A 19,401-nucleotide genomic window follows, 5' to 3' on the forward strand; every position below is an offset into this window, starting at 1 on the left:
GCCGGCGATTATTCCGTGAGACTCGACCAGTCACCGCACGAAAATGCCCGGACTTTCGCCCGGGCATCACGCTTGCGTCGGAAACAGGGCTCAAACCTTCGGGCCGACCACGGCGAACATGGCGCCTTGGGGGTCCAGGCCCTGCACGATCCACATGCCGCCGGGCACTTCCACCGGACCATGCAGCACCTTGCCGCCATTGGCGTTGATGCGGCCGTGAGTGGCCTCGATATCGGCGACGTTGATGTAATAGAGCCAATAGGGCATCGGGGCTTCCGGCATCTTGGTCATGATGCCGCCGAAGTCGACGTCGCCCTTGCCATACATCTGGTAGACGCCCGCCGGGCCCATATCCATGGCCTGCCCCTTGCGCCAGCCGAACAGGCCGGCATAAAAGTCGAAAGCGGTCGCCCCGTCGCCGGCGTTCAATTCACGCCAGGCAATCAGGCCGGGCGTATTCATCGGCGGCATTTCGGGGGGCTCGCCCTGGCCCTTGAAGAGGCAGAACACGGCGCCCTGCGGGTCCGCGGCCACGGCAAAGCGGCCGATGCCGGGAATATCGTCCGGCTCGCGCATGATCCTGCCGCCGGCCTTCTTGATCTCGGCCGCCACTGCGTCGACGTCGTTGCAGCCGATATAGCCGATCCAGGCCGGCCGGGCGCCCATGGCGGCAGCCTCCGCGGGCACCGTCATCAGGCCGGCGACGCGCGTTCCGTTGGTCGAGAACAGGGTGTATTCGACGCCGGGCATGCCGGAATCGGCGGCATCCCAGCCGATCACGGTCTTGTAGAAGGCCTCTGCGGCCTTGGTGTCGCTGGTCATGAGCTCATACCAGACAAAGCTGCCGTGGTGGTCGGTCATGTGTTTTCTCCCTGTGCAATACGGGGTTTGCGTTGGCCCTCGAGGGCGGGTGGAACCTTAGCGAAAGAAGGTGACGATTATCTGGCGCTCATGCCGTTGCGGCAGCACCGCAGCAGGCAAGGGCGGGCTTGCTCTCATATTCGTCGTGGCGGCGCACGAAATCCATGGTCGAGCCTTCGTTGCGGCCTTTGGGCGCGAGGTCGAGGATCATCAGCGTGCCGATCATCTCCTCTCCCCCACGGGCATAGCTCGAGTAGGTGTGGAAGATCGTGCCGTCCTCGTTCTTGTAGAAGGCGCTGAGGCCCGGCAATTCGTCATTTGCCTCGGAGCCCGGAATCTCCCGGAAATTGTAGAAGACAGCGCCGCTCTTCAACTCCGCCGGCTCGAAGGAGACGTGATAGTCGAAATTGAAGTCGCCGCCATGCGAAGACACCCACGGGAAGCGCCAGCCCATGCGGGCCTTGTAGGCCTCGATCTTGGCGAGCGGCGCGCGCGACACCGCCGTGAGCGTCACATCGTGATGTTCCAGATGCGGCAGCGCGCCGTCGAAATGATCGGCCAGGAAGGAGCAGCCGGTGCAGCCTGCGGTCCAGTCCGGTCCCAGCATGAAATGGTAGATGATCAGCTGGCTGCGGCCGGCGAAGAGGTCGGCAAGGGATTTGCGCCCATGCGGCGTGTCAAATTCATAGGGCTTGTCCACCCTGACCCAGGGTAGAGCCAGGCGCTCGGCATTGAGCCTGTCTCGCGCGCGCGTCGCCTCCTTCTCCTTCACGAGCAGCGCCTTGCGGGCTGCGAGCCATTCTTCCCGCGATACAACCGGATGTGCCGTCATTTCATCCTCCTCAAGAGCTTCAACCGAGCCAAAGCAACCGGATGTCGTTCCAAATCTTTGTCCCGCCGCGCTTTTCCGCAGGCAGACCGCCGTCCGCCTCACCTGAAATATACGTCGTCAGCCTCTCGGGCTTCTTGACAGGAAAGGTTGATATCAACATTATTCCTGCCTGTCAAAGAGCCTCGTTTCCGCAAAAATCTCGGAACGCAGGCCGATAGCCGATCGATATGATGCGCCAGACCAGAACCATCGAACCGTCTTCTCCGTCGCTACAGATGGAAGACGTCTCAGTGTCCTTCGAAACGACATTGCTCGTGAAAGATTCCTGCCTGTGCCTGCATGTGCAGCGCGCGGCCCGAGCGCTGGCGCGCCGCTTCGACCTCGCCTTGCGTCCGGTGGGGCTGACCAACAACCAGTTTTCCCTGCTGATGGCGCTCAACCGGCCCGAGCCCCCGACGATGGCGCCGGTATCAGCCCTGCTCGCCCTGGATCGCACCACGCTGACCGCAGCGCTCAAGGTCCTGGAACGGCGCGGGCTGGTGACGGTGACGCCCGACCTGGCCGACAGGCGCTCTCGCCTGCTCGCCTTGACACCCGCCGGCCGCACGGTCCTGGCGAACGCCTTGCCGATCTGGAAGAGCACGCATGAGGCGCTTGAAGCGAGCCTGCCGGAGGGCAATGCCGACAGGCTGCGGCAGGACTTGGCGGCGCTGGCCTGAAGCCGGGCAATCAAGCTTTGCAATAATGCAAGTGAATAAGTGACGCTAGGTAAGGCCGGAACCGGTTTCAACAGGCGGGCCGGCACAGGAACCGTAGGCAAGGTCGATTGCTAGCGCCCTGTGGAACTCACAACCCGGCAATGCAGCCTCGCTTGCCGGACAGAATCACGAGGGCATTCTTCCTCCACTCCCTTTCGACGAGTGGCATCCACACGCCCGGAACACCACAGGCCGCAAATGCAAACAGCGGCCCGAGGGACCGCTGTTCAAGTGACGCTGCAAAGTGCGATGGAGCGTCGGGTCCGGAGCCTATTGGGCCGGAGCCGCATCCGGTGCCGGCTTGGGCTCGGCTTTGGGCTTGGGCTTGGGTTTCGGCTTGGGCTTGGCCTTGGGGGGATCCGACGACGCCGGTGCCGGGGCTGCGGCGGGCCCTGGAGCGTTGGCGGCAGGCGCCGGTGCCGCGGGGGCACCCGTCGCAGGAACCGGAGCGGGCGCCTGCGCGGCTGCGGGCGGGCTGCCGGCCTGGCTCACATTCACGCTGAGCCCATAAAGCACCAGCCTCTTGTCAACGAACTGATAGAGCATCTCGAAATTCAGCTTTCCATCGCCGTTGACGGGAAAATAGCCCGCCAGATGCAGCAAGCCGTTGCTCTCGACCTGCGGCTGGAGCGTGATGGTCGGCTCCAGGATCAGGGCAGCACTGAGGTCAAGGCCGACCTTGCGCTGGCCGGCGAAGAGGTCGCCGAGCTTCGCCAGTGTATTGCCGCGCTGGAAGTCGGGCGCTCCGAGATCACGCAGCACGGAGTAGTTGCCGGTCTTGTTGGCCTGGTCGAGCGCGATCAAGGTGGAACGCACCAGCACCAGGATTGCCTTGGGATCCAGTTTTACAGCCTGCGGCCCGGCCGGAGCAGCGGTTGGTGGAGGTGTTGTTGCGGCGGGTTGCTGTTGGGCAGGCGCCGATGGAGGCGTTTTGGCGGTAGGCTGCTGTTGGGCGACGGCCGGTATCGTGAAACCAGCCGCGAGGCTGAGGGTGAGCACGCCCACGGCCGTCAGGCTCATGAGCGGGCGCCGTTCTGTCGTCGAGAATATCTGCAATGGATAGGCTTTCATTGGGCCTGGCTGTCTCTCTTGGGCAAAGCTTTCATGGAATGGAGACCCGTCTTCCAGATTGTGCGGTACTCGTGACGGCCTTGGCCCGGATGACCAAATCGCGCAGCTGAATGCGCGCGTTGGGTACTACCACGTTCCATCTCCGCCTCGCCAGTCCACGAAAAAATGCCGGACGGCGGCGGCGCTGCCGAATGGGGCCTGTCTCAACCCAGCGTCCTCCCTTATAAGCAGCGCGAATTCGGTAACTGGACAGACCCCCGCATGCGCAGTCTCCTTCAACGCCTTCTTCTGGCCCTGAGTGTCGGTGCGATGGGGGCGATCTGCACCATGCCCTCAGCTCCGCAGGCTCAGACAGCACAGAAGCCCGCGAAGAAGGGCAAGGCGCCTGCGAAGAAGGCCGCGCCCGCCGCCGCTCCCGCTCCCCTGCCCGAACCGCCGCTCCCCGTCCAGCAGGCCCAGAAGCTTGGCATGACGCAATGCCTCGGCATGGTCGATCAGATATCGCGCGGGACGCTCAACAGCCAATATGACGTACAGTCGGGCTGGAACGGCCAGGCGCCCGCCCAGCATGCGTTCCAGAGCGTCGCGGTTATCCAACGGCCCGAGGTGATGCCGGCTAACGGTCTGGCGGCCATCATTGCCACACCCACGCCCGGCGGCTGCGACGGCGTAGCCGTGCAGGTATTCCCTCTCGCCAGCGACTGCAGCACGGCGCAGAAATACATGCAATCCACCGGGTCCACCCCCACTCCGATCCTCAATACGCAGATCATGATCGATCGCAACGGCAAACGGGTTTTCCTGCTGCCAGGCGTAAACAAGACCTGCATCGCCGTTTCCGTCGATTCGAGCTTTGGTCCGGCAGTTGGTCCGGCGGCACCGGCGCCAGTTCCCATCCCGCAGCCGACTCCACAGGCACAGATTCCACTGCCCGCCCCGGCGCCGTCCGCCTCGCCCATTCCCCTTCCGGCGCCCGCCGCGACGCCGCCCGCCATCGTTCCGACACCGGACAGCTCCTCCATCCTTCCAACGGCGCAACCGGCAAAATAGGGTCGAACCCACCGGCTGATACCGTCGGATGGCTTGTGCATGGCGCCCGAAGCTGCCTTTGAATCCTGCGCCGGACATGTTCTAATTGCCCGATAGTGGTCAGCCGCCGCCTCTCGCTCTCCCGCCTCTGGGCCCACGCGGCGTGGAGCCCCAATCGAAAACCAGCAGAACATGCTCGAGATTTCAGCCCTCCAGTCGATGAAGGTGTTGTTTGCAACGCCTTGCTACATTTCCGCTGTCAGCATGAACTATGTGGTAAGCATGTACAGCCTCGCCTGCGATGCCTCGGCGCTCGGCCTCAAGACCGTGCTGCACATGCACTCCGAAAGCCTGATCACGCGCGGGCGCAATATGGTGGTGCTGAAATTCCTGCAGGACGAATCCTTCACGCACCTATTCTGGATCGACTCCGATATCTCCTTCAACACCCAGGCCGTGATCCGGCTGCTGTTGGCCGACAGAGATGTGGTCGGCGGCGTCTATCCAATCAAGGCGCTGGCTTGGCCCGACGCCCTGCCGCCGGGCATGACAAGGGAGCAGCTGGAAATTCGTTTCGCGCGCTACGCCTTCAATCCTGTCGATCACGGCAAGACGCCGATCGGCCAGCATGTCGATGCCGAGGGCTTCATCGAAGTTTCGGAAGCGCCCACCGGCTTCATGGTGATCAAGCGCCACGTCTTTCCGAAGATGATGGAGGCCTATCCAAAGCTCAACTACACGCCGGACGGACCGCCCAACAATCCGCTCAAGCCGTTGCATTGGCTATTCTTCGACTGCATGGTCGACCCCGATTCCGGCCGCTACCTCTCCGAGGACTACGCCTTCTGCCGGCGCTGGCGCGACATCGGCGGCAGGGTCTGGGTGGATTCCCAGTCCAAGCTCTCGCATCTGGGCCAGTACAACTTCAGCGGCGATGTCGAGACGAGTCTCAAGCAGCAGGGCCATTGGTAAAAGACCGGGCTGCGAAGCGCGTCATTGCCTCATCCGAAACGCGAGAAGACCGGCACGCCTCGTCTCAGGTCGCCGAAATCCTGCACCGGCATCAGCTTGCCTTCGAAAGAGGGCCGGCCCGGCGGGCAGAAGACGATGTTCGAGTCCCAGCCCGCCACGGAAAAACTCGAACGGTTGAAATTATCGGCGCGAAAACGCGAAGCAAGAAACCAGTAGGCGGCATAGCCCCGAGGGCGTAGCTCAGCCAGGATATCTTCCGCCACCTCGGCCTTGTTCGCCTCGACGAAGAGATAGGGCTGGTGCAGCCCGATGAGACGGCGCCCGCCGCGCAGCACCTGCGGCTCGAAGCCTTCCGCGTCAATCTTGATCAGGTCGAGCCGGGCAAGATCGGCCAACTCCCGATCGCCGTCGAGGCTGACGATATCGATCGTTTCGCTGCGGACGCCCCCCTTGAACGCCGCCTCGGTGCTGAAGCCCGCGTCGATCGAGAAGGAGCCGTAATTCCAGGCCTCGTCATAGTCGCCGGTCTGGATGCTGATACGCCCGGGATTCTCTCCGACCGCAAGATTGCGTACCACCGCGTTGAGGCGGTTGTTGAGGGCCATGTTGCCGCACAGGATATGGAAGACCGGGCGCTGCGGCTCGTAGCAATAGATTCGCCCGTTCTCGCAAAAGCGCGAGAGCGGCACGGCGTGCATGCCGATATTGGAGCCGACCTCGATGCACACGCCGTCATGGGGCAGCAAGGTTCTGAAGAGCTCGACCTCCGTCTCCACCCATTCGCCATACATGTCGACATATTGGCTGATCATGTCGCCACGCAGCAGCATGAACATGCCCCATCGGCATTCCCTGAGATATGTCTTCATCAGGTTTCCCTATCGCGGCTCGCTCCGGCTGGATGCCATGATTTCGGGCCGGATGACAGTCTCGTCAGGTGCGGGCAGCCAGCCAGAGGGACTTGGGATCGCACGCATCCTTGCCTGCTCTGGAAACGCGACACCCGCCGGAAAGGAAGAGGCCGGCAGGATGCGGGCGGTCCCAGGGAGATCTTGACGCCGTCCCGCCGCTCGCGTTCTCTGGGGCCCCATCGAGAGCCATCATGCCCGCAGATACAAGCGCGCCGCGCCATCCCGAGGTCGCCGCCTTCCTCGCCGCCCGTCCCGAAACCCGCTTCATCGAAGCATTCACGCCCGACCTCACCGGCTACGGCTTCGGCAAACGCCTGCCGGTGGTGGAGATCGACAGCCTATATCGCTCTGGCATGGGCTTTTCCGCCGCTCCCTACGTGCTGAACCCGCAGCATGGCGGCTATGGTTCGGGTGGCATCGGCTGGGACGATGGCGATCCAGACGCCAGGGGCATGCCGATCCCCGGCAGTCTGAGGCCGATGACCTGGGCGGCCGTGCCGACGGCGCAGGTGATGCTCGACATCACCCTCGCCGCCACCGGAGAACCGCTGTGGACCGATCCGCGCCATCTCCTGAAGTCCATCGTGGCGCGGCTCAACGCGGACGGCTTCTTCCCGACGGTGGCCTGCGAATACGAGTTCTTCCTCACCGACGGCGCCCGCGAGGCCAACGGCCGCATACGCCCGCCGGTGATCAGGCGTACCGGCCGGCCTATCGGTCCGCCCACCAACCTTTCCGTATTGACGCTCGAGGAAGTGGCGCTATGGACGGCCAAGCTGGAGAATGGCGCCCGCGCGCAGGATGTGCCGATGGGCAGCGTCATTGCCGAGATGGGCGTCGGCCAATTCGAGACCAACCTTCACCACTGTGACGACGCGGTGCTCGCGGCCGACCATGCCGTGTTGCTCAAGCGCCTGATCCGCGGCACAGCACGGGCCGAGGGTTGGGATGCCACTTTCATGGCCAAGCCCTATGCCGACCAGACGGGCTCGGGCCTGCATGTGCATGTCAGCCTAGGCGACAGGGAGGGCCGCAACATCTTCGCCGATCCCACCGAAGGCGAGAGAATGATCCGCCACGCCGTGGCCGGCATGCAGAAGCTGATGCCGGAGTCCCTTGCCTTCTTCGCGCCAAACCATAACAGCTTCCGCCGTTTTGGCGGTCTGTTCGCGCCGGTCAACCGCAAATGGGGCGAGGACAACCGCACGGTCGCTTTGCGCATTCCCACCGACAGGGGGCCGGGGCGGCGCATCGAACATCGCGTTGCCGGGGCGGATGCCAATCCCTATCTCACCGTCGCCGCCATCCTCGCAGCCGCCCACCACGGCATTACGCGCAGGCTCGAACCGGATGCACCGGTAGCCGGCAAGCATGCCGGTTTCACAAGGGATCCCGGCCTGCCCGCCGACGTCTTCGAGGCCGCCCGCCGCCTGAGGGGCGCGAGGGTGCTTAGGGATTATTTCTCCAGGCGCTACCTGGAAACCTATGCGCATCTCGTTCACGGCCAGCATGAGGAATTCCTCTCCGAACTCAGCGTGCGGGAATACGAGATGTTCTTCTGAGCGTGCGGCAAAGACTTTCCGACGCCTCGAATTTATATCGCAAGACGATATAAATTGCCCAAACCATCTGCATTCGATACAAAAGATCGGTTCAATCGGATGGATATCTTCGGAAATGGAACCGATCGACTACACTGCGCTGGCGCAGTTCCGGCATGAATTGCGCAAGTTCCTGGCCTTCAGCGAGAATGCGGCGGCGCAGGCCGGTCTGACCGGGCAGCAGCACCAGGCCCTGCTCGCCATACGCGGCCTGTCGTCGGGCGAATTGTCGGTGGGCGAGCTCGCCGAGATCCTGCTGCTGCGCCATCACAGCGTGGTCGAGCTCGTCGACCGCCTGGGCAAGCTCGGCCTCGCGGTTCGGGTCGCCGATCCCAGTGACGGGCGACGGGCACTGATCAGGCTGAGCCCGCTGGGCGAGGAAAAGCTGCAGGCCCTGTCCTCCGCCCATCTGAAGGAACTCGCTTCGATCGGCCCGGCGCTAACCCGCATGCTGCAGCCTTTCCATGCGAAGGCATAGTCGGGAGCAAACGGAGGTGGCATCGCTCTCGCCCAAGGCCAGGGTAGCTGTCATTCCTTCCCCTCGCCCTTTCTCTCTTCGCTTGAGAGCGGCTCGGCCGGGAACGACACTCCTTGATCTCAAGTGATTGTTCCGGACGAGGTCACGTCCCCATTGCGTTCTTAAATTTTATATCGTATCACGATATAACTCTTGAATCGCATCGATGGAACGTGGGAGGCCGGCTTCCCGCGTCGTCTGCGCGAGCAAAACTCTCTCTCGGACGTCCTCAGGTGCCCTGTGAAGAACAGCCATAGTCGCCTGGCCGATTTCACGACCGACCCAAGGGTCCTCGTGATCGCCGCCATCGCCATCATCGTCGGAACGGCTGGCGTCGCCGCCGCCGTCATCCTCCTGCATCTCATCGAACTCGCCACCAACATCGCCTATTTCGGCCGCTTCAGCTTCGGCAGCGTCGATCTCCAGCAATCGCCGTTCGGGCTGTGGACGGTGCTCATCCCGGTCGGCGGCTCGCTGATCATCGGCCTGATCGCCCGCTATGGCAGCGAAAAGATCAGGGGCCACGGCATTCCCGAGGCGATCGAAGCAATCCTGCTCGGCCGTTCGCGCCTCGACGCCAAGGTCGCCATCCTGAAGCCGCTCTCCTCCGCCATCGCCATCGGCACCGGCGGCCCCTTCGGCGCAGAGGGACCGATCATCATGACGGGCGGAGCCATCGGCTCCCTCATCGCGCAGGCCCTGCCGGTCAGCGACAATGAACGCAAGACGCTGCTGGTAGCCGGCGCCGCAGCCGGCATGACCGCCGTGTTCGGCACGCCCATCGCCGCCATCATGCTGGCGGTCGAACTGCTGCTGTTCGAATGGTCGCCGCGCAGCTTCATTCCCGTCGCGGTCGCCGCCATCGTTGCGGCCGTCGAGCGCTCGCTCCTCGGCATGCCGGCTCCGCTCTTTCCCTTCAGCGGCAGCGTCGCCGTCACCGTGCCGGGCCTCGGCGGCTGGGTGCTGATCGGCATCCTCGCGGGCCTGCTCTCGGGCTTGCTGACGCAGCTCGTCTATGCCTGCGAGGATGGCTTCCTCAAGCTGCCTCTTCACTGGATGTGGTGGCCGCTCATCGGCGGCCTGGTGGTCGGCCTCGGCGGCCTCGTCGACCCGCATGCCCTCGGCGTCGGCTATGACAACATCGCCGGCATGCTACAGGGCAACGTCGTGGCCAAAACCGCCCTGCTCCTGCTCGTGGTCAAGGCGATCATCTGGTCCGTCGCGCTCGGCTCGGGGACGTCGGGCGGCGTGCTCGCGCCGCTGCTGATCATGGGTGGTGCGATGGGCGCGGCGCTTGCGGGCTTTCTGCCCGACGCCCCGCCCGGCTTCTGGCCGCTCCTCGCCATGGCCTCGACCATGGGCGGCACCATGCGCTCGCCGCTGACTGCGACCTTCTTCGCCGTCGAGCTCACCGGCAACACCCATGTGCTGCTGCCGCTGATCACCGCCTGCGGCACCGCCCATGCCGTGACCGTGCTGACGATGAAGCGTTCCATCCTTACCGAGAAGATCGCCCGGCGCGGCCACCATATCGTGCGCGAATACCGCATCGATCCGTTCGCCCTGAGGCGCGTGAACGAAGTGATGACCTCCACGGTGGAATCCGTGCCGGCAAGCATGACACTGCACGCCGCCGCGGCCTTCCTGACCAGCCCGACCACCACCCATCCCAGCTTCCCCGTCGTCGATGGGCAACACCGTGTAATGGGTGTGATCGACCCGCCCGCCATCCTGCGCTGGCGCCGGGCCGGCAAACACCGCAAGAGCACGCTCGGCGAATTGCTGGCCGGCAGCAAGATCGCCGTTGCCTATCCCGACGAATATCTGGAGGCTCTCGCCGACCGGCTGGCGACCGTGAATATCGCCCATCTGCCGGTGATCTCCCGCAAGGACGAGCGACTGGTCGGCTATATCGGCTGGAAAGACCTGATGCGCGTGCGCGCCAAGGTGCAGAGCGAGGACAGGCACCGTGCCGCCTTGTTCGGCAAGAAGGCCCCTGCCGTCAGCCAGCATTGAGAGTTTTTGCCTCACGTCCACGTCAGCACCAGGCGGCGTGAGGCTCAAATCCGCGTGACACTCGTAACGAAGGCTCCAAATACCCGTATAGTAGCTGTAACGCGACATCGGGCTGGAGCCTCGCCATGAAAAAGACCTCCTCGACTCTCCGCAACTGGCTGATCGCCGGGCTTGCCGTTCCCCTCGCGGCCGGCCTTTGGCTCTCGACATCCAAAGCCGACGAGTCCCCGCATCTCGTGCCCGCCCCATCTGTGGACAGCGCCGCCTCCGGCAATCTCGAGACCGCCGTGCTGGCGGGCGGCTGCTTCTGGGGCGTGCAGGGCGTGTTTCAGCATGTGAAGGGCGTGACCTCAGCCGTGTCGGGCTATGCCGGCGGCGACAAGGCCCATGCCCAGTACGAGATCGTCTCGACCGGCACCACCGGTCACGCCGAATCCGTGCGCATTACCTTCGACCCTTCCAAGATCTCCTATGGCAAGATCCTGCAGATCTATTTCTCCGTGGCGACCGATCCGACCGAACTGAACCGCCAGGGACCGGACACCGGCACGCAATATCGCTCGCAGATCTTCACCTCGACGCCGGAACAGGCCAAGGTCGCTGCGGCCTATATCAAGCAGCTCGACACTGCCCGCACCTATAGCGCCCCAGTGGTGACCAAGATCGGCGGCCTGCGCGGCTTCTATCCAGCCGAGGATTATCATCAGGACTTCCTCGTGCGGAACCCGGACTATCCCTATATCGTGATCAACGACCTGCCCAAGGTCGCCGCGCTGAAGCAGTTCTTCCCCGACTATTACCGCGCCGATCCGGTGCTGGTGGCAGCGAAGTAAATGGGGGGCGGATCTTAAGACCCGCCCCCCCAAAGGTCAGGCCTCGCTCCCAAGCCTCTTCCTGAAATGCACCACGCGCCGGTCGGGCCGCTCCTCGATGCGCTCGATCGCATAGCCGCGGCGCTGATACCAGGCGACGTTCTCGGTGAAGCGCTCATTGGTGTAGAGCCTGACCTCCCCGAGACCCGACTCTTGTGCACGGTTCTCTGCGAAATCGAGCAAGGCCGAGCCGATGCGCCCGCCCTTGCGCCCGGGTGCGACCGCGATGCTCCAGATCAGGAGATGGTCGGGCTTCACATCGAGGATGAGCGCCGCATCGAGCGCCCCGGCGCTTCCCTCCACCCAGATCTCCATCGTCTCGAAGATCGCCGTGAAGTCGGCATCGGCCGGCTGCAGCGACATGCCGATCCGCGCCTTCAGCATCGCATAGGCCGCCTGCTGCAGGGCGGCGAGAGAGGGGACATCGGTTCGAAGGGCGCGGCGGAGGAGCATTCCCGGGTGCGCGGACGTCCCGTCCGCCTCTTCCTTTATCGTAGGGCGACTCGTTTCCAAGAGGCGGACGAGACGTCCGCGCACCTGGGATTAATCAAACCGCAGCTTGCTTTTCTGCTGGCCGGCCTCGTCGAAATTCTCCAGTCGGAGCCAGGCCTCGTAGCCTGCCTTGAGGCGCGGCCAGTCGGCATCGACGATGGAGAACCAGGCGGTGTCGCGGTTCTGCCCCTTGGCCACCATGTGCTGCCGGAAGACGCCCTCGAAGACAAAGCCGAAGCGCTCCGCGGCCCGCTTCGAGGGGTCGTTGAGGTTATGGCACTTCCACTCGAAACGGCGATAGCCGAGCGTGTCGAAGACATAGTGGGCGAAGAGATAGAGCGCTTCCGTACATACGCGCGTGCGCGCGATGGCCGGGCCCCACAGGACGCTGCCGATCTCGATGACGCCGTGCACGGGATCGATGCGCATCAGCGCCTGGCGTCCTTCCGCCTTGCCGGTAGCCTTGTCGATCACCGCAAAGAACATCGGATCAAGGCCGGTTGAGGCCTTGTCGAGCCAGGGCTGAAACGCGGCCGCATCCACCGGCGTGGTCTCGAACAGATAGCGGAAGCGCGCGTCGGCGCCCGGCTCCTGCGCCGAGTGCAGGAGGTCGGCGCCATGCCTTGCTCCATCGAGCGGCTCCAGCCTGGTGTAGCGGCCTTCGAGAACGACGCGTTCGGGGCGCGGCACCCCGTTCCAGGCCGAGAGGTCCATCACTTGTCCTTGGCAGAGAGCAGAGGATCGGAAAAAGGGCTATTGCGGGGCTATGCGCTGTTCAAGCGAAAGCACTTCCTGGCGCACCACGCCGGGCAGTGCCTTGGAGGACGCGACGGAGGCGAAGTCGCCATCCTCGTGCGGCACATCATTGGGGCCGTGAAAGACCTTCAGCCCGTCCGGCATCACCACGATGTCGCCATTGCGCAGCGTGGGGTCGAGGGAGATCGGGATCTGCGGCAGGCCGCGCGCCGTCGACTGGCAGGTACAGGATGGGTTCTCGCCATTGCGGAAGGCATAGGCCGTGGGCAGCGCCGTGTAGAGATTGCCGCCCTCATCCTGCGCCGACTCGATCGCCGGCTTGGTGTTGCCGTTGCTGTCCGAATTGTTGACCGTGGCGGTATAGAGCGCCATCTGGCCACCCGTGCAGGAGGACTCGCACATCGAGGCCTGCATATCCTGGTCGTGCTGGTTGCGGATGAAACCGGTGGCGAAATAATAGCCGTCGCAGGTGCGCACGCAGTAGCCGCGCATGCGCGAGGCGCTCACTGCGGGCCCCGGCGCCCTGGGGCGCTGCTGAGTCTGCGGCTGCTGCTGGACCGGCGGCGCAACAGGCTGGGGACGCTGGCGCGGCCCGAACAGGAAATCGAACAGGCCCGCGTTGGCGCTGCCCGCCGCGACACCCGCCAGGAGCAGTCCGGCGGCAAGGGAGGCAGCGAAACGTCTGGTGGTCATGTCGAAATTCCTGGCAGGTCGCGGAAGGGCTGTACCCAGCCCTACCCCGACCTACGGGAGCATCCCGACAAAATCATGTCGGAGCGCGAGGTTAGTGGTTGTCGCGCGGCACGCCAAAGGTCTGGGCGACCTTCTGATACTTCACCGCGGGCTTGAGCACCATCCCATCGCCGAGCTGATCCACCATGGCGCGCTGGATTTCCTGCCAGGGCGTCTGGCTCGGCGCGTAATGGAATCCGCCGGCTGCGGCGAGATCGGCCCGACGCTGCGCCAGTTCCTCATCCGAGATCAGGATATTGGCCTCGCCCTTGTTGAGGTCGATGCGCACCTGGTCGCCTGTCTTGAGGATGGCAAGGCCGCCGCCTGCCGCCGCTTCCGGCGAGGCGTTGAGGATCGAGGGGGAACCGGAGGTGCCGGACTGGCGCCCGTCGCCGATGCAGGGGAGCGCCGTGATGCCGCGCTTGATCAGGGCCGCGGGCGGCTGCATGTTCACCACCTCGGCCGCGCCCGGATAACCGATGGGCCCGGTACCGCGGATGAACAGCATGGAATGCTCGTCGATGTCGAGCGAGGGATCGTCGATGCGGTGGTGATAGTCCTCCGGCCCCTCGAATACGACGGCGCGGCCTTCGAAGGCACCCGGATTCTTCGGATCGGCGAGATAGCGGTCGTGGAACTCCTTGGAGATCACGCTCGTCTTCATGATGGCGGAATCGAACAGATTGCCCGACAGCACGATGAAGCCGGCGTCCTGCACCAAAGCGGTGTCGAAGGTGCGGATTACGTCGGGCAGCTCGATGGAGGCGTTCTTGCAGTTCTCGCCGATCGACTTGCCGTTCACCGTGAGCGCGTCTTCATGGATGAGCTTGTGCTTCATCAATTCGTTGACGACGGCCGGCACGCCGCCGGCATGCTGGTAATCCTCGCCGAGATATTTGCCGGCGGGCTGCAGGTTCACCAGGAGCGGCACCTTGTGGCCGATGGTCTGCCAGTCGCGGATGTCGAGTTCGACGCCGATATGGCGGGCGATGGCATTGATATGGATGGGCGCATTGGTCGATCCGCCGATGGCCGAATTGACCACGATGACGTTCTCGAAGGCTTCGCGCGTCATGATGTCCGAGGGCTTGAGGTCCTCCCACACCATATCGACGATGCGCTTGCCGGTCTCGTAGGCCATCTGCTGGCGCTCACGATAGGGCGCGGGAATGGCGGCCGAACCCGGCAATTGCATGCCGAGCGCTTCCGCCAGCGAGTTCATCGTGGTGGCCGTGCCCATGGTGTTGCAATAGCCGGTCGACGGCGCCGAGGAGGCCACCATCTCCATGAAGCCTTCATAGTCGATCTCGCCGGTGGCCAGCATCTCGCGGGCCTTCCAGACGATGGTGCCGGAGCCCGTGCGCTCGCCATGCCACCAGCCATTCAGCATGGGACCGACGGAGAGGGCGATGGCGGGAATATTGACGGTGGCGGCGGCCATCAGGCAGGCGGGCGTGGTCTTGTCGCAACCGATGGTCAACACTACGCCGTCGATCGGATAGCCGTAGAGGAGTTCCACAAGGCCGAGATAGGCGAGGTTGCGATCGAGCGCCGCGCCGGGGCGCTTGCCCGTCTCCTGGATCGGATGGACGGGAAATTCGAAGGCGATGCCGCCTGCCTCGCGGATACCCTCGCGCACGCGCTCGGCGAGGACGAGATGATGGCGGTTGCAGGGCGAAAGATCGGAGCCCGTCTGCGCGATGCCGATGATCGGCTTGCCGGATTGCAGCTCCTTGCGCGTGAGGCCGAAATTGAGCTGGCGTTCGATATAGAGCGCCGTCATTCCCGGATTGTCCGGGTTGTTGTACCAGGCCTGAGACCGCAATTTCCGGGGTTTGCCAGTGGTGTCAGCCATCGTGAGACTCCCTAATTTCATGCCGGGCCTGTGCATCAGGCCGCTGCCTTCTTGCGCAACTGACGATCTAGCACTTTTGTCAGACCATTCGCAACGCCAAAGCGAAGCGGCGCGGAAAAGCTGGTTCCCACAGCCGTGATTCTCGTTGTAGCCTGACCGCATAAAAGAAATCCTCTCCTAACGGAAACGTTCAATGCCTCCTCACCTGGTTTCCGCCTTCTCCCGCATCGGTGAGGAGAATGCCTTCGCCGTGCTGGCCCGCGCCACCGACCTCGCCAGGCAGGGCAAGGACATCATCAACCTCGGCATCGGCCAGCCGGATTTTCCTACCCCCGCCCATATCGTCGAGGCCGCGATCAAGGCCCTGCGCGAGGGCCATCACGGCTATACGCCGGCCACCGGCATCCTCCCCCTGCGCGAAGCGGTGGCCGCGGATGTCGGCAAGCGCACAGGTGTTTCGGTCTCGCCGGACGAGGTGATCGTGGTACCCGGCGGCAAGGTCACCATGTTCATGGCGATCATGATGTTCGGCGAGCCGGGCGCCGAAATCCTCTATCCGGATCCCGGCTTTCCGATCTACCGCTCGATGATCGAGTTTACCGGCGCCACGCCCATCCCGGTGCCGATCCGCGAGGAGAACGGCTTCGCCTTCTCGGCAGCGGAGACGCTTTCCCTGATCACGCCGCGCACGCGCCTCCTCATCCTCAACTCGCCGGCCAATCCGACCGGCGGCGTCACGCCCAAGGCCGAGATCGACGCACTGGTGAAGGGTCTCGATGCCCATCCCGATGTCGCCATCCTCTCCGACGAGATCTACAGCCAGATGAGCTATGACGGGCTGGAGCATGTCTCGCTGCTGACCTATCCCTCCATCCGCGACCGCCTGATCCTGCTCGACGGCTGGTCCAAGACCTATGCCATGACGGGCTGGCGCATGGGCTTCTCGATCTGGCCGAAGGATTCTTCAGGAAGGAGTCCCTGGGGCGACGCTGCGCGCAAACTCGCGGTCAACTCCTATTCCTGCGTCAACGCCAGCGCCCAATGGGCCGGCCTCGCCGCCCTCACGGGTCCGCAGGACGAGGTGCACGCGATGGTTGCCGAGTTCGACCGGCGGCGAAGGATCGTGGTCGAGGGGCTCAACCAGTTGCCCGGCGTCTCCTCGGTGACGCCGAAGGGCGCCTTCTATGCCTTCCCCAACATCCGCAAGACCGGCTGGAAGGCCAAGCCTCTCGCCTCGGCCCTGCTGGAGCAGGCCGGAGTCGCCACCATCGGCGGGCCGGATTTCGGCGTGCATGGCGAGGGCTATATTCGCCTCTCCTACGCCAATTCGGCCGAAAACATCCGCAAGGCCCTCGGCAGGATGGGCGAGTTCCTCAGCGCGAATCCGGGCAACCACGCGTGAAGCCTGTCATCGTTTGCGCCGGCGCGATGCATGTCCGCTGGCTTTGCTTCACCGCCAACCCGCCAGGACGGACGTCATGACCGATCTCATCGCCATCGGCGAATGCATGGTGGAACTCTCCCGCCAGGGCGGCAATGTCATGAGCCTCGGTTATGGCGGCGACACCTTCAACACCTGCGTCTACGCCGCGCGTCTCGGCCTCGATGTCGCCTATGCCACGGCGCTCGGCGACGATCCCTATTCGCAGGGCATCTGCGACCTCGCCGCCAGCGAGCGCATCGCCATGGCCGGCGTGCCGCGCCTGCCCGGCCGGGTGCCCGGCCTCTATGCCATCGAAACCGACGACAAGGGCGAGCGGCGCTTCTTCTATTGGCGCGACAGCGCCCCCGCCCGCAGCCTGTTCGAGCTTGCCGAAAGCGCCGATCTCACAGCCCGCATCGAGAGGGCCGGGATCGTCTACTTCTCCGGCATCACGCTCTCGCTCTACACGCCCGCCGGGCTCGACCGCTTCGAGCAGGTGCTCAAGGCCGCCAAGCGCTTCGGCGCCAGCATCGCCTTCGACGGCAATTTCCGCCCACGCGGGTGGGCCGGCAGCACCGAGCGGGCGCGCAAGACCTTTTCCCGCTTCCTGCCTCTGGTCGAGATCATGCTGCCGACCTTCGACGACGAGCAGGCCCTTTGGGGTGATTTGAGACCACAGGACACGCTGGCGCGGCTCGCCCGCTACGGCATCCGCGAGATCGCGGTGAAGGACGGCACCAACGGCGTCCATATCCGCAGCGGAACCAGCCAGATCCATGTTCCGGTGCCCGAAAAGGTCTCGCCCGTCGACACCACGGCTGCCGGCGACAGCTTCAACGCCGGCTATCTCGCCGCCCGCCATGGCGGCGCCTCAGAGGAGGCCGCGGCACTCGCCGGCCACCGCCTCGCCGCCCGGGTGATCACCCACCGCGGCGCCATCATCCCGGCGGAGGCGATGGCGGGCGTGTAGGAGCCTGAGCGCTCACTGGCATTCTGTCAAAAAGCTCATGTCCCGCCTCGGCCAAGCGACCGCGTTCTCACGCCCTCTCGGGCTGAGTCATGCAGCGGGCGCAGTCAAGGTGACGGCGGCTTTCCGCAGGAAAGCCGTGCCTTGATATATAGGTGCGTGGCGGGCCTGTTGGGGAAAGCCGCCGTCACCTCAGTCCGGCGGGTTGCCCCGCACCGATCCCGACATGCCAACAATGCGCATGCCGGACCGGCCTCTTCCCGTCAGAACCGGCCGCTCGCCGAAGCATGAAGCCTCGGTTTGCCGGCCCGGCCCTTGCCGAACGGGAAGACACCGCCCCTTCTGCCCTTGGAGATCACGTCGCTCTCCTGGCATTCGGGGCCATGCTGGATGGCACAGGTCCCAAGTCGCCCCCGCAGCCACGCGGGAACGGCCCGGATCATCCTGCGCCTCACCCACGAAGCGTCGAGAACAGGGCCCGCGATGGCTTGCGCCACCCGAATGATCCGGCCCGGAACGGCCGGCTACTCTCCCGATCCCGGAGACGCATCTGCGGCGCAAGGATCATGTCCTATCGCGCCGTGAGCGGTCCATCCGCCTCTCATTAAGCCCTTACCGGCTCGGTCAGGGCCGACAGGCTTTCGCCTGCAGACCAGCCCGAAGCCGCCGGATGATGTCGCCGCACAAGATCCCATCCCGCGAGGTTCCATTCTCGCGGGCAGCCGGGATCGCAAGTAGCGCGCGGCTGGCAAGGCCGCGAGACATCGGGGTGGGTGGAGGGGGCAAGGCTACCGGTCATGATCCGGATTTACGAGCCGCGCCTGCCTTCGTTCCAATAGGAAGTAGAGCAGAGCAAGGGAGTGATGTCAATATCGGTTCTTGTTATGTACACAAGACTGCGACCGCCCATTCCTGCGCGGCAAGTCCCGCTCCCTCTCAGTGAAAGCGCAGACGCTGTCACGCGATCCGACCATCCCGCCGCACCGACAAAGAGCTATTGGAATTCTTAATGCAACGCCGCCAGCAGAAGAATGAAGGCCCCGATCAGGGCCAGGTAGTCGGCCAACTCCTTTGGATCGATTTTGAACGTTTCCCTGATTGAATTCGGGGAGACTTCAAAGATATGACGAATATCATACCTGAGATCCGCTGACGGCTTGACGGCAATCATTGTAGCTACCAAAAGTAATGAGGAGCCGAAGACTTCGAACATTTAAAAAAAGGGATCAGAATGCATTGCAGAAGTTCCTTTTTGCAGCCATACGGGATGCTGGTAACAATTTCACATTCTATTCCTAATATACCGTGACGTCAATCCGATACGTGAGTAATGCAATAAGTTACGCTATACTTCCACCGTATGGCATCACGTCATAAACTTTGGGGAATTACGGAAATAGTGCGTTTAATTCCTTCGCCCCGGCAACGACACGCCTGATCCGGAATGAGCTTGTCAGGGCCAGGCAAAATTAAGTGCGATCGCGGTGGAGACGCCCATTGCTGAGCAGGCCCCGCAGAGAACCGTATGTGCCCAATTCGGGGCATCACGACGCGCATCCTGTCACCTGAACTCCTTGTCTCAGCGATGGGGTGCTGTCCAGCATCTTGCGGGTTCTGGAGTCCGCCCGACTACGGGAGAGGAAAAACGGGCAAGATGCCCGTGCACCCGGAGAAGCGCGTCCGGCTCGCTTTTTCTCCATGGTCTCATCTCGCGCAGCCGAAGCCGTCTCCTCACG

At 63.9% G+C, this 19,401-nt stretch carries 18 protein-coding genes; 9 read left to right on the forward strand and 9 right to left on the reverse strand.

Annotated features, from left to right (window positions below; all coding sequences use genetic code 11):
• Positions 1–90 precede the first annotated feature (90 nt).
• Together ACMDCR_RS26495 and ACMDCR_RS26500 are read right to left on the reverse strand one after the other, a co-directional pair.
• Positions 91–861, reverse strand: coding sequence for a VOC family protein (locus ACMDCR_RS26495; RefSeq protein WP_413989476.1), 771 nt, complete (start codon positions 859–861; stop codon positions 91–93).
• 88 nt (positions 862–949) lie between these two features.
• Positions 950–1,693, reverse strand: coding sequence for a DUF899 domain-containing protein (locus ACMDCR_RS26500; RefSeq protein WP_413989477.1), 744 nt, complete (start codon positions 1,691–1,693; stop codon positions 950–952).
• A 275-nt stretch (positions 1,694–1,968) separates the two neighbouring features.
• Between ACMDCR_RS26500 and ACMDCR_RS26505 the strand changes: the two genes are divergently transcribed.
• Positions 1,969–2,412, forward strand: a complete 444-nt coding sequence (locus ACMDCR_RS26505; protein WP_413993738.1) for a MarR family winged helix-turn-helix transcriptional regulator — start codon at positions 1,969–1,971, stop codon at positions 2,410–2,412.
• A 309-nt stretch (positions 2,413–2,721) separates the two neighbouring features.
• On the opposite strand, the gene ACMDCR_RS26510 is transcribed toward ACMDCR_RS26505, so the two are convergent.
• Positions 2,722–3,471 carry a hypothetical protein gene (locus ACMDCR_RS26510; RefSeq protein WP_413989478.1) on the reverse strand — a complete coding sequence of 250 codons (750 nt, stop codon included), beginning with the start codon at positions 3,469–3,471 and terminating at the stop codon, positions 2,722–2,724.
• Between the two features lie 312 nt (positions 3,472–3,783).
• On the opposite strand from ACMDCR_RS26510, the gene ACMDCR_RS26515 reads away from it, so the two are divergent.
• Positions 3,784–4,572: a hypothetical protein gene (locus tag ACMDCR_RS26515; RefSeq protein ID WP_413989479.1), complete on the forward strand. Its 789-nt coding sequence runs from the start codon at positions 3,784–3,786 to the stop codon at positions 4,570–4,572.
• A gap of 171 nt (positions 4,573–4,743) precedes the next feature.
• A complete protein-coding gene (locus ACMDCR_RS26520; RefSeq protein ID WP_413989480.1) occupies positions 4,744–5,523 on the forward strand; it encodes a hypothetical protein in 780 nt (259 codons plus the stop codon).
• Between the two features lie 29 nt (positions 5,524–5,552).
• Here the strand turns inward: ACMDCR_RS26520 and ACMDCR_RS26525 are convergent, their stop codons facing one another.
• Positions 5,553–6,392 carry an FkbM family methyltransferase gene (locus tag ACMDCR_RS26525; protein WP_413989481.1) on the reverse strand — a complete coding sequence of 280 codons (840 nt, stop codon included), beginning with the start codon at positions 6,390–6,392 and terminating at the stop codon, positions 5,553–5,555.
• A 233-nt stretch (positions 6,393–6,625) separates the two neighbouring features.
• On the opposite strand from ACMDCR_RS26525, the gene ACMDCR_RS26530 reads away from it, so the two are divergent.
• The 4 genes from ACMDCR_RS26530 to msrA all read left to right on the forward strand — a co-directional run bounded on the left by ACMDCR_RS26530 (position 6,626) and on the right by msrA (position 11,401).
• Positions 6,626–7,996, forward strand: a complete 1,371-nt coding sequence (locus tag ACMDCR_RS26530; RefSeq protein ID WP_413989482.1) for a glutamine synthetase family protein — start codon at positions 6,626–6,628, stop codon at positions 7,994–7,996.
• A 115-nt stretch (positions 7,997–8,111) separates the two neighbouring features.
• Entirely contained in the window at positions 8,112–8,513 is a 402-nt protein-coding gene (locus ACMDCR_RS26535) for a MarR family winged helix-turn-helix transcriptional regulator (RefSeq protein ID WP_413989483.1), read from the forward strand.
• Positions 8,514–8,792: 279 nt separating this feature from the next.
• Positions 8,793–10,568 carry a chloride channel protein gene (locus tag ACMDCR_RS26540; protein ID WP_413993739.1) on the forward strand — a complete coding sequence of 592 codons (1,776 nt, stop codon included), beginning with the start codon at positions 8,793–8,795 and terminating at the stop codon, positions 10,566–10,568.
• Positions 10,569–10,693: 125 nt separating this feature from the next.
• Positions 10,694–11,401, forward strand: a complete 708-nt coding sequence (gene msrA / locus ACMDCR_RS26545; protein ID WP_413989484.1) for a peptide-methionine (S)-S-oxide reductase MsrA — start codon at positions 10,694–10,696, stop codon at positions 11,399–11,401.
• Between the two features lie 36 nt (positions 11,402–11,437).
• On the opposite strand, the gene ACMDCR_RS26550 is transcribed toward msrA, so the two are convergent.
• The 4 genes from ACMDCR_RS26550 to ACMDCR_RS26565 form a co-directional block, all read right to left on the reverse strand.
• A complete protein-coding gene (locus tag ACMDCR_RS26550) occupies positions 11,438–11,893 on the reverse strand; it encodes a GNAT family N-acetyltransferase (RefSeq protein ID WP_413989485.1) in 456 nt (151 codons plus the stop codon).
• A 90-nt stretch (positions 11,894–11,983) separates the two neighbouring features.
• Positions 11,984–12,649: a GNAT family N-acetyltransferase gene (locus ACMDCR_RS26555; protein WP_413989486.1), complete on the reverse strand. Its 666-nt coding sequence runs from the start codon at positions 12,647–12,649 to the stop codon at positions 11,984–11,986.
• 36 nt (positions 12,650–12,685) lie between these two features.
• On the reverse strand, positions 12,686–13,381 hold the full coding sequence (locus tag ACMDCR_RS26560; RefSeq protein ID WP_413989487.1) for a DUF2865 domain-containing protein: 696 nt from the start codon (positions 13,379–13,381) through the stop codon (positions 12,686–12,688).
• Between the two features lie 91 nt (positions 13,382–13,472).
• Positions 13,473–15,275, reverse strand: coding sequence for an IlvD/Edd family dehydratase (locus ACMDCR_RS26565; protein ID WP_413989488.1), 1,803 nt, complete (start codon positions 15,273–15,275; stop codon positions 13,473–13,475).
• Between the two features lie 193 nt (positions 15,276–15,468).
• Between ACMDCR_RS26565 and ACMDCR_RS26570 the strand changes: the two genes are divergently transcribed.
• The gene (locus tag ACMDCR_RS26570; RefSeq protein WP_413989489.1) at positions 15,469–16,677 is read left to right on the forward strand and encodes a pyridoxal phosphate-dependent aminotransferase; all 1,209 of its coding nucleotides are present in this window, start codon (positions 15,469–15,471) and stop codon (positions 16,675–16,677) included.
• 76 nt (positions 16,678–16,753) lie between these two features.
• Positions 16,754–17,668 carry a sugar kinase gene (locus ACMDCR_RS26575; protein ID WP_413989490.1) on the forward strand — a complete coding sequence of 305 codons (915 nt, stop codon included), beginning with the start codon at positions 16,754–16,756 and terminating at the stop codon, positions 17,666–17,668.
• A 1,003-nt stretch (positions 17,669–18,671) separates the two neighbouring features.
• On the opposite strand, the gene ACMDCR_RS26580 is transcribed toward ACMDCR_RS26575, so the two are convergent.
• Positions 18,672–18,836, reverse strand: coding sequence for a hypothetical protein (locus tag ACMDCR_RS26580; protein WP_413989491.1), 165 nt, complete (start codon positions 18,834–18,836; stop codon positions 18,672–18,674).
• Positions 18,837–19,401: the final 565 nt, after the last annotated feature.

Source organism: Labrys okinawensis (assembly GCF_047345005.1).
Classification (GTDB): Bacteria; Pseudomonadota; Alphaproteobacteria; order Rhizobiales; family Labraceae; genus Labrys; species Labrys okinawensis.

Excerpts from the sequence above, each read along its gene's own strand:
- ACMDCR_RS26550 (WP_413989485.1), bottom strand. The coding sequence starts at position 11,893 with ATGCTCCTCCGCCGCGCCCTTCGAACCGATGTCCCCTCTCTCGCCGCC.
- ACMDCR_RS26570 (WP_413989489.1), top strand. The coding sequence starts at position 15,469 with ATGCCTCCTCACCTGGTTTCCGCCTTCTCCCGCATCGGTGAGGAGAAT.
- ACMDCR_RS26535 (WP_413989483.1), top strand. The coding sequence starts at position 8,112 with ATGGAACCGATCGACTACACTGCGCTGGCGCAGTTCCGGCATGAATTG.
- ACMDCR_RS26500 (WP_413989477.1), bottom strand. The coding sequence starts at position 1,693 with ATGACGGCACATCCGGTTGTATCGCGGGAAGAATGGCTCGCAGCCCGC.
- ACMDCR_RS26530 (WP_413989482.1), top strand. The coding sequence starts at position 6,626 with ATGCCCGCAGATACAAGCGCGCCGCGCCATCCCGAGGTCGCCGCCTTC.
- ACMDCR_RS26575 (WP_413989490.1), top strand. The coding sequence starts at position 16,754 with ATGACCGATCTCATCGCCATCGGCGAATGCATGGTGGAACTCTCCCGC.
- ACMDCR_RS26510 (WP_413989478.1), bottom strand. The coding sequence starts at position 3,471 with ATGAGCCTGACGGCCGTGGGCGTGCTCACCCTCAGCCTCGCGGCTGGT.
- ACMDCR_RS26525 (WP_413989481.1), bottom strand. The coding sequence starts at position 6,392 with ATGAAGACATATCTCAGGGAATGCCGATGGGGCATGTTCATGCTGCTG.
- ACMDCR_RS26495 (WP_413989476.1), bottom strand. The coding sequence starts at position 861 with ATGACCGACCACCACGGCAGCTTTGTCTGGTATGAGCTCATGACCAGC.
- ACMDCR_RS26515 (WP_413989479.1), top strand. The coding sequence starts at position 3,784 with ATGCGCAGTCTCCTTCAACGCCTTCTTCTGGCCCTGAGTGTCGGTGCG.
- ACMDCR_RS26565 (WP_413989488.1), bottom strand. The coding sequence starts at position 15,275 with ATGGCTGACACCACTGGCAAACCCCGGAAATTGCGGTCTCAGGCCTGG.
- ACMDCR_RS26520 (WP_413989480.1), top strand. The coding sequence starts at position 4,744 with ATGCTCGAGATTTCAGCCCTCCAGTCGATGAAGGTGTTGTTTGCAACG.
- msrA (WP_413989484.1), top strand. The coding sequence starts at position 10,694 with ATGAAAAAGACCTCCTCGACTCTCCGCAACTGGCTGATCGCCGGGCTT.
- ACMDCR_RS26505 (WP_413993738.1), top strand. The coding sequence starts at position 1,969 with ATGGAAGACGTCTCAGTGTCCTTCGAAACGACATTGCTCGTGAAAGAT.
- ACMDCR_RS26580 (WP_413989491.1), bottom strand. The coding sequence starts at position 18,836 with ATGATTGCCGTCAAGCCGTCAGCGGATCTCAGGTATGATATTCGTCAT.
- ACMDCR_RS26560 (WP_413989487.1), bottom strand. The coding sequence starts at position 13,381 with ATGACCACCAGACGTTTCGCTGCCTCCCTTGCCGCCGGACTGCTCCTG.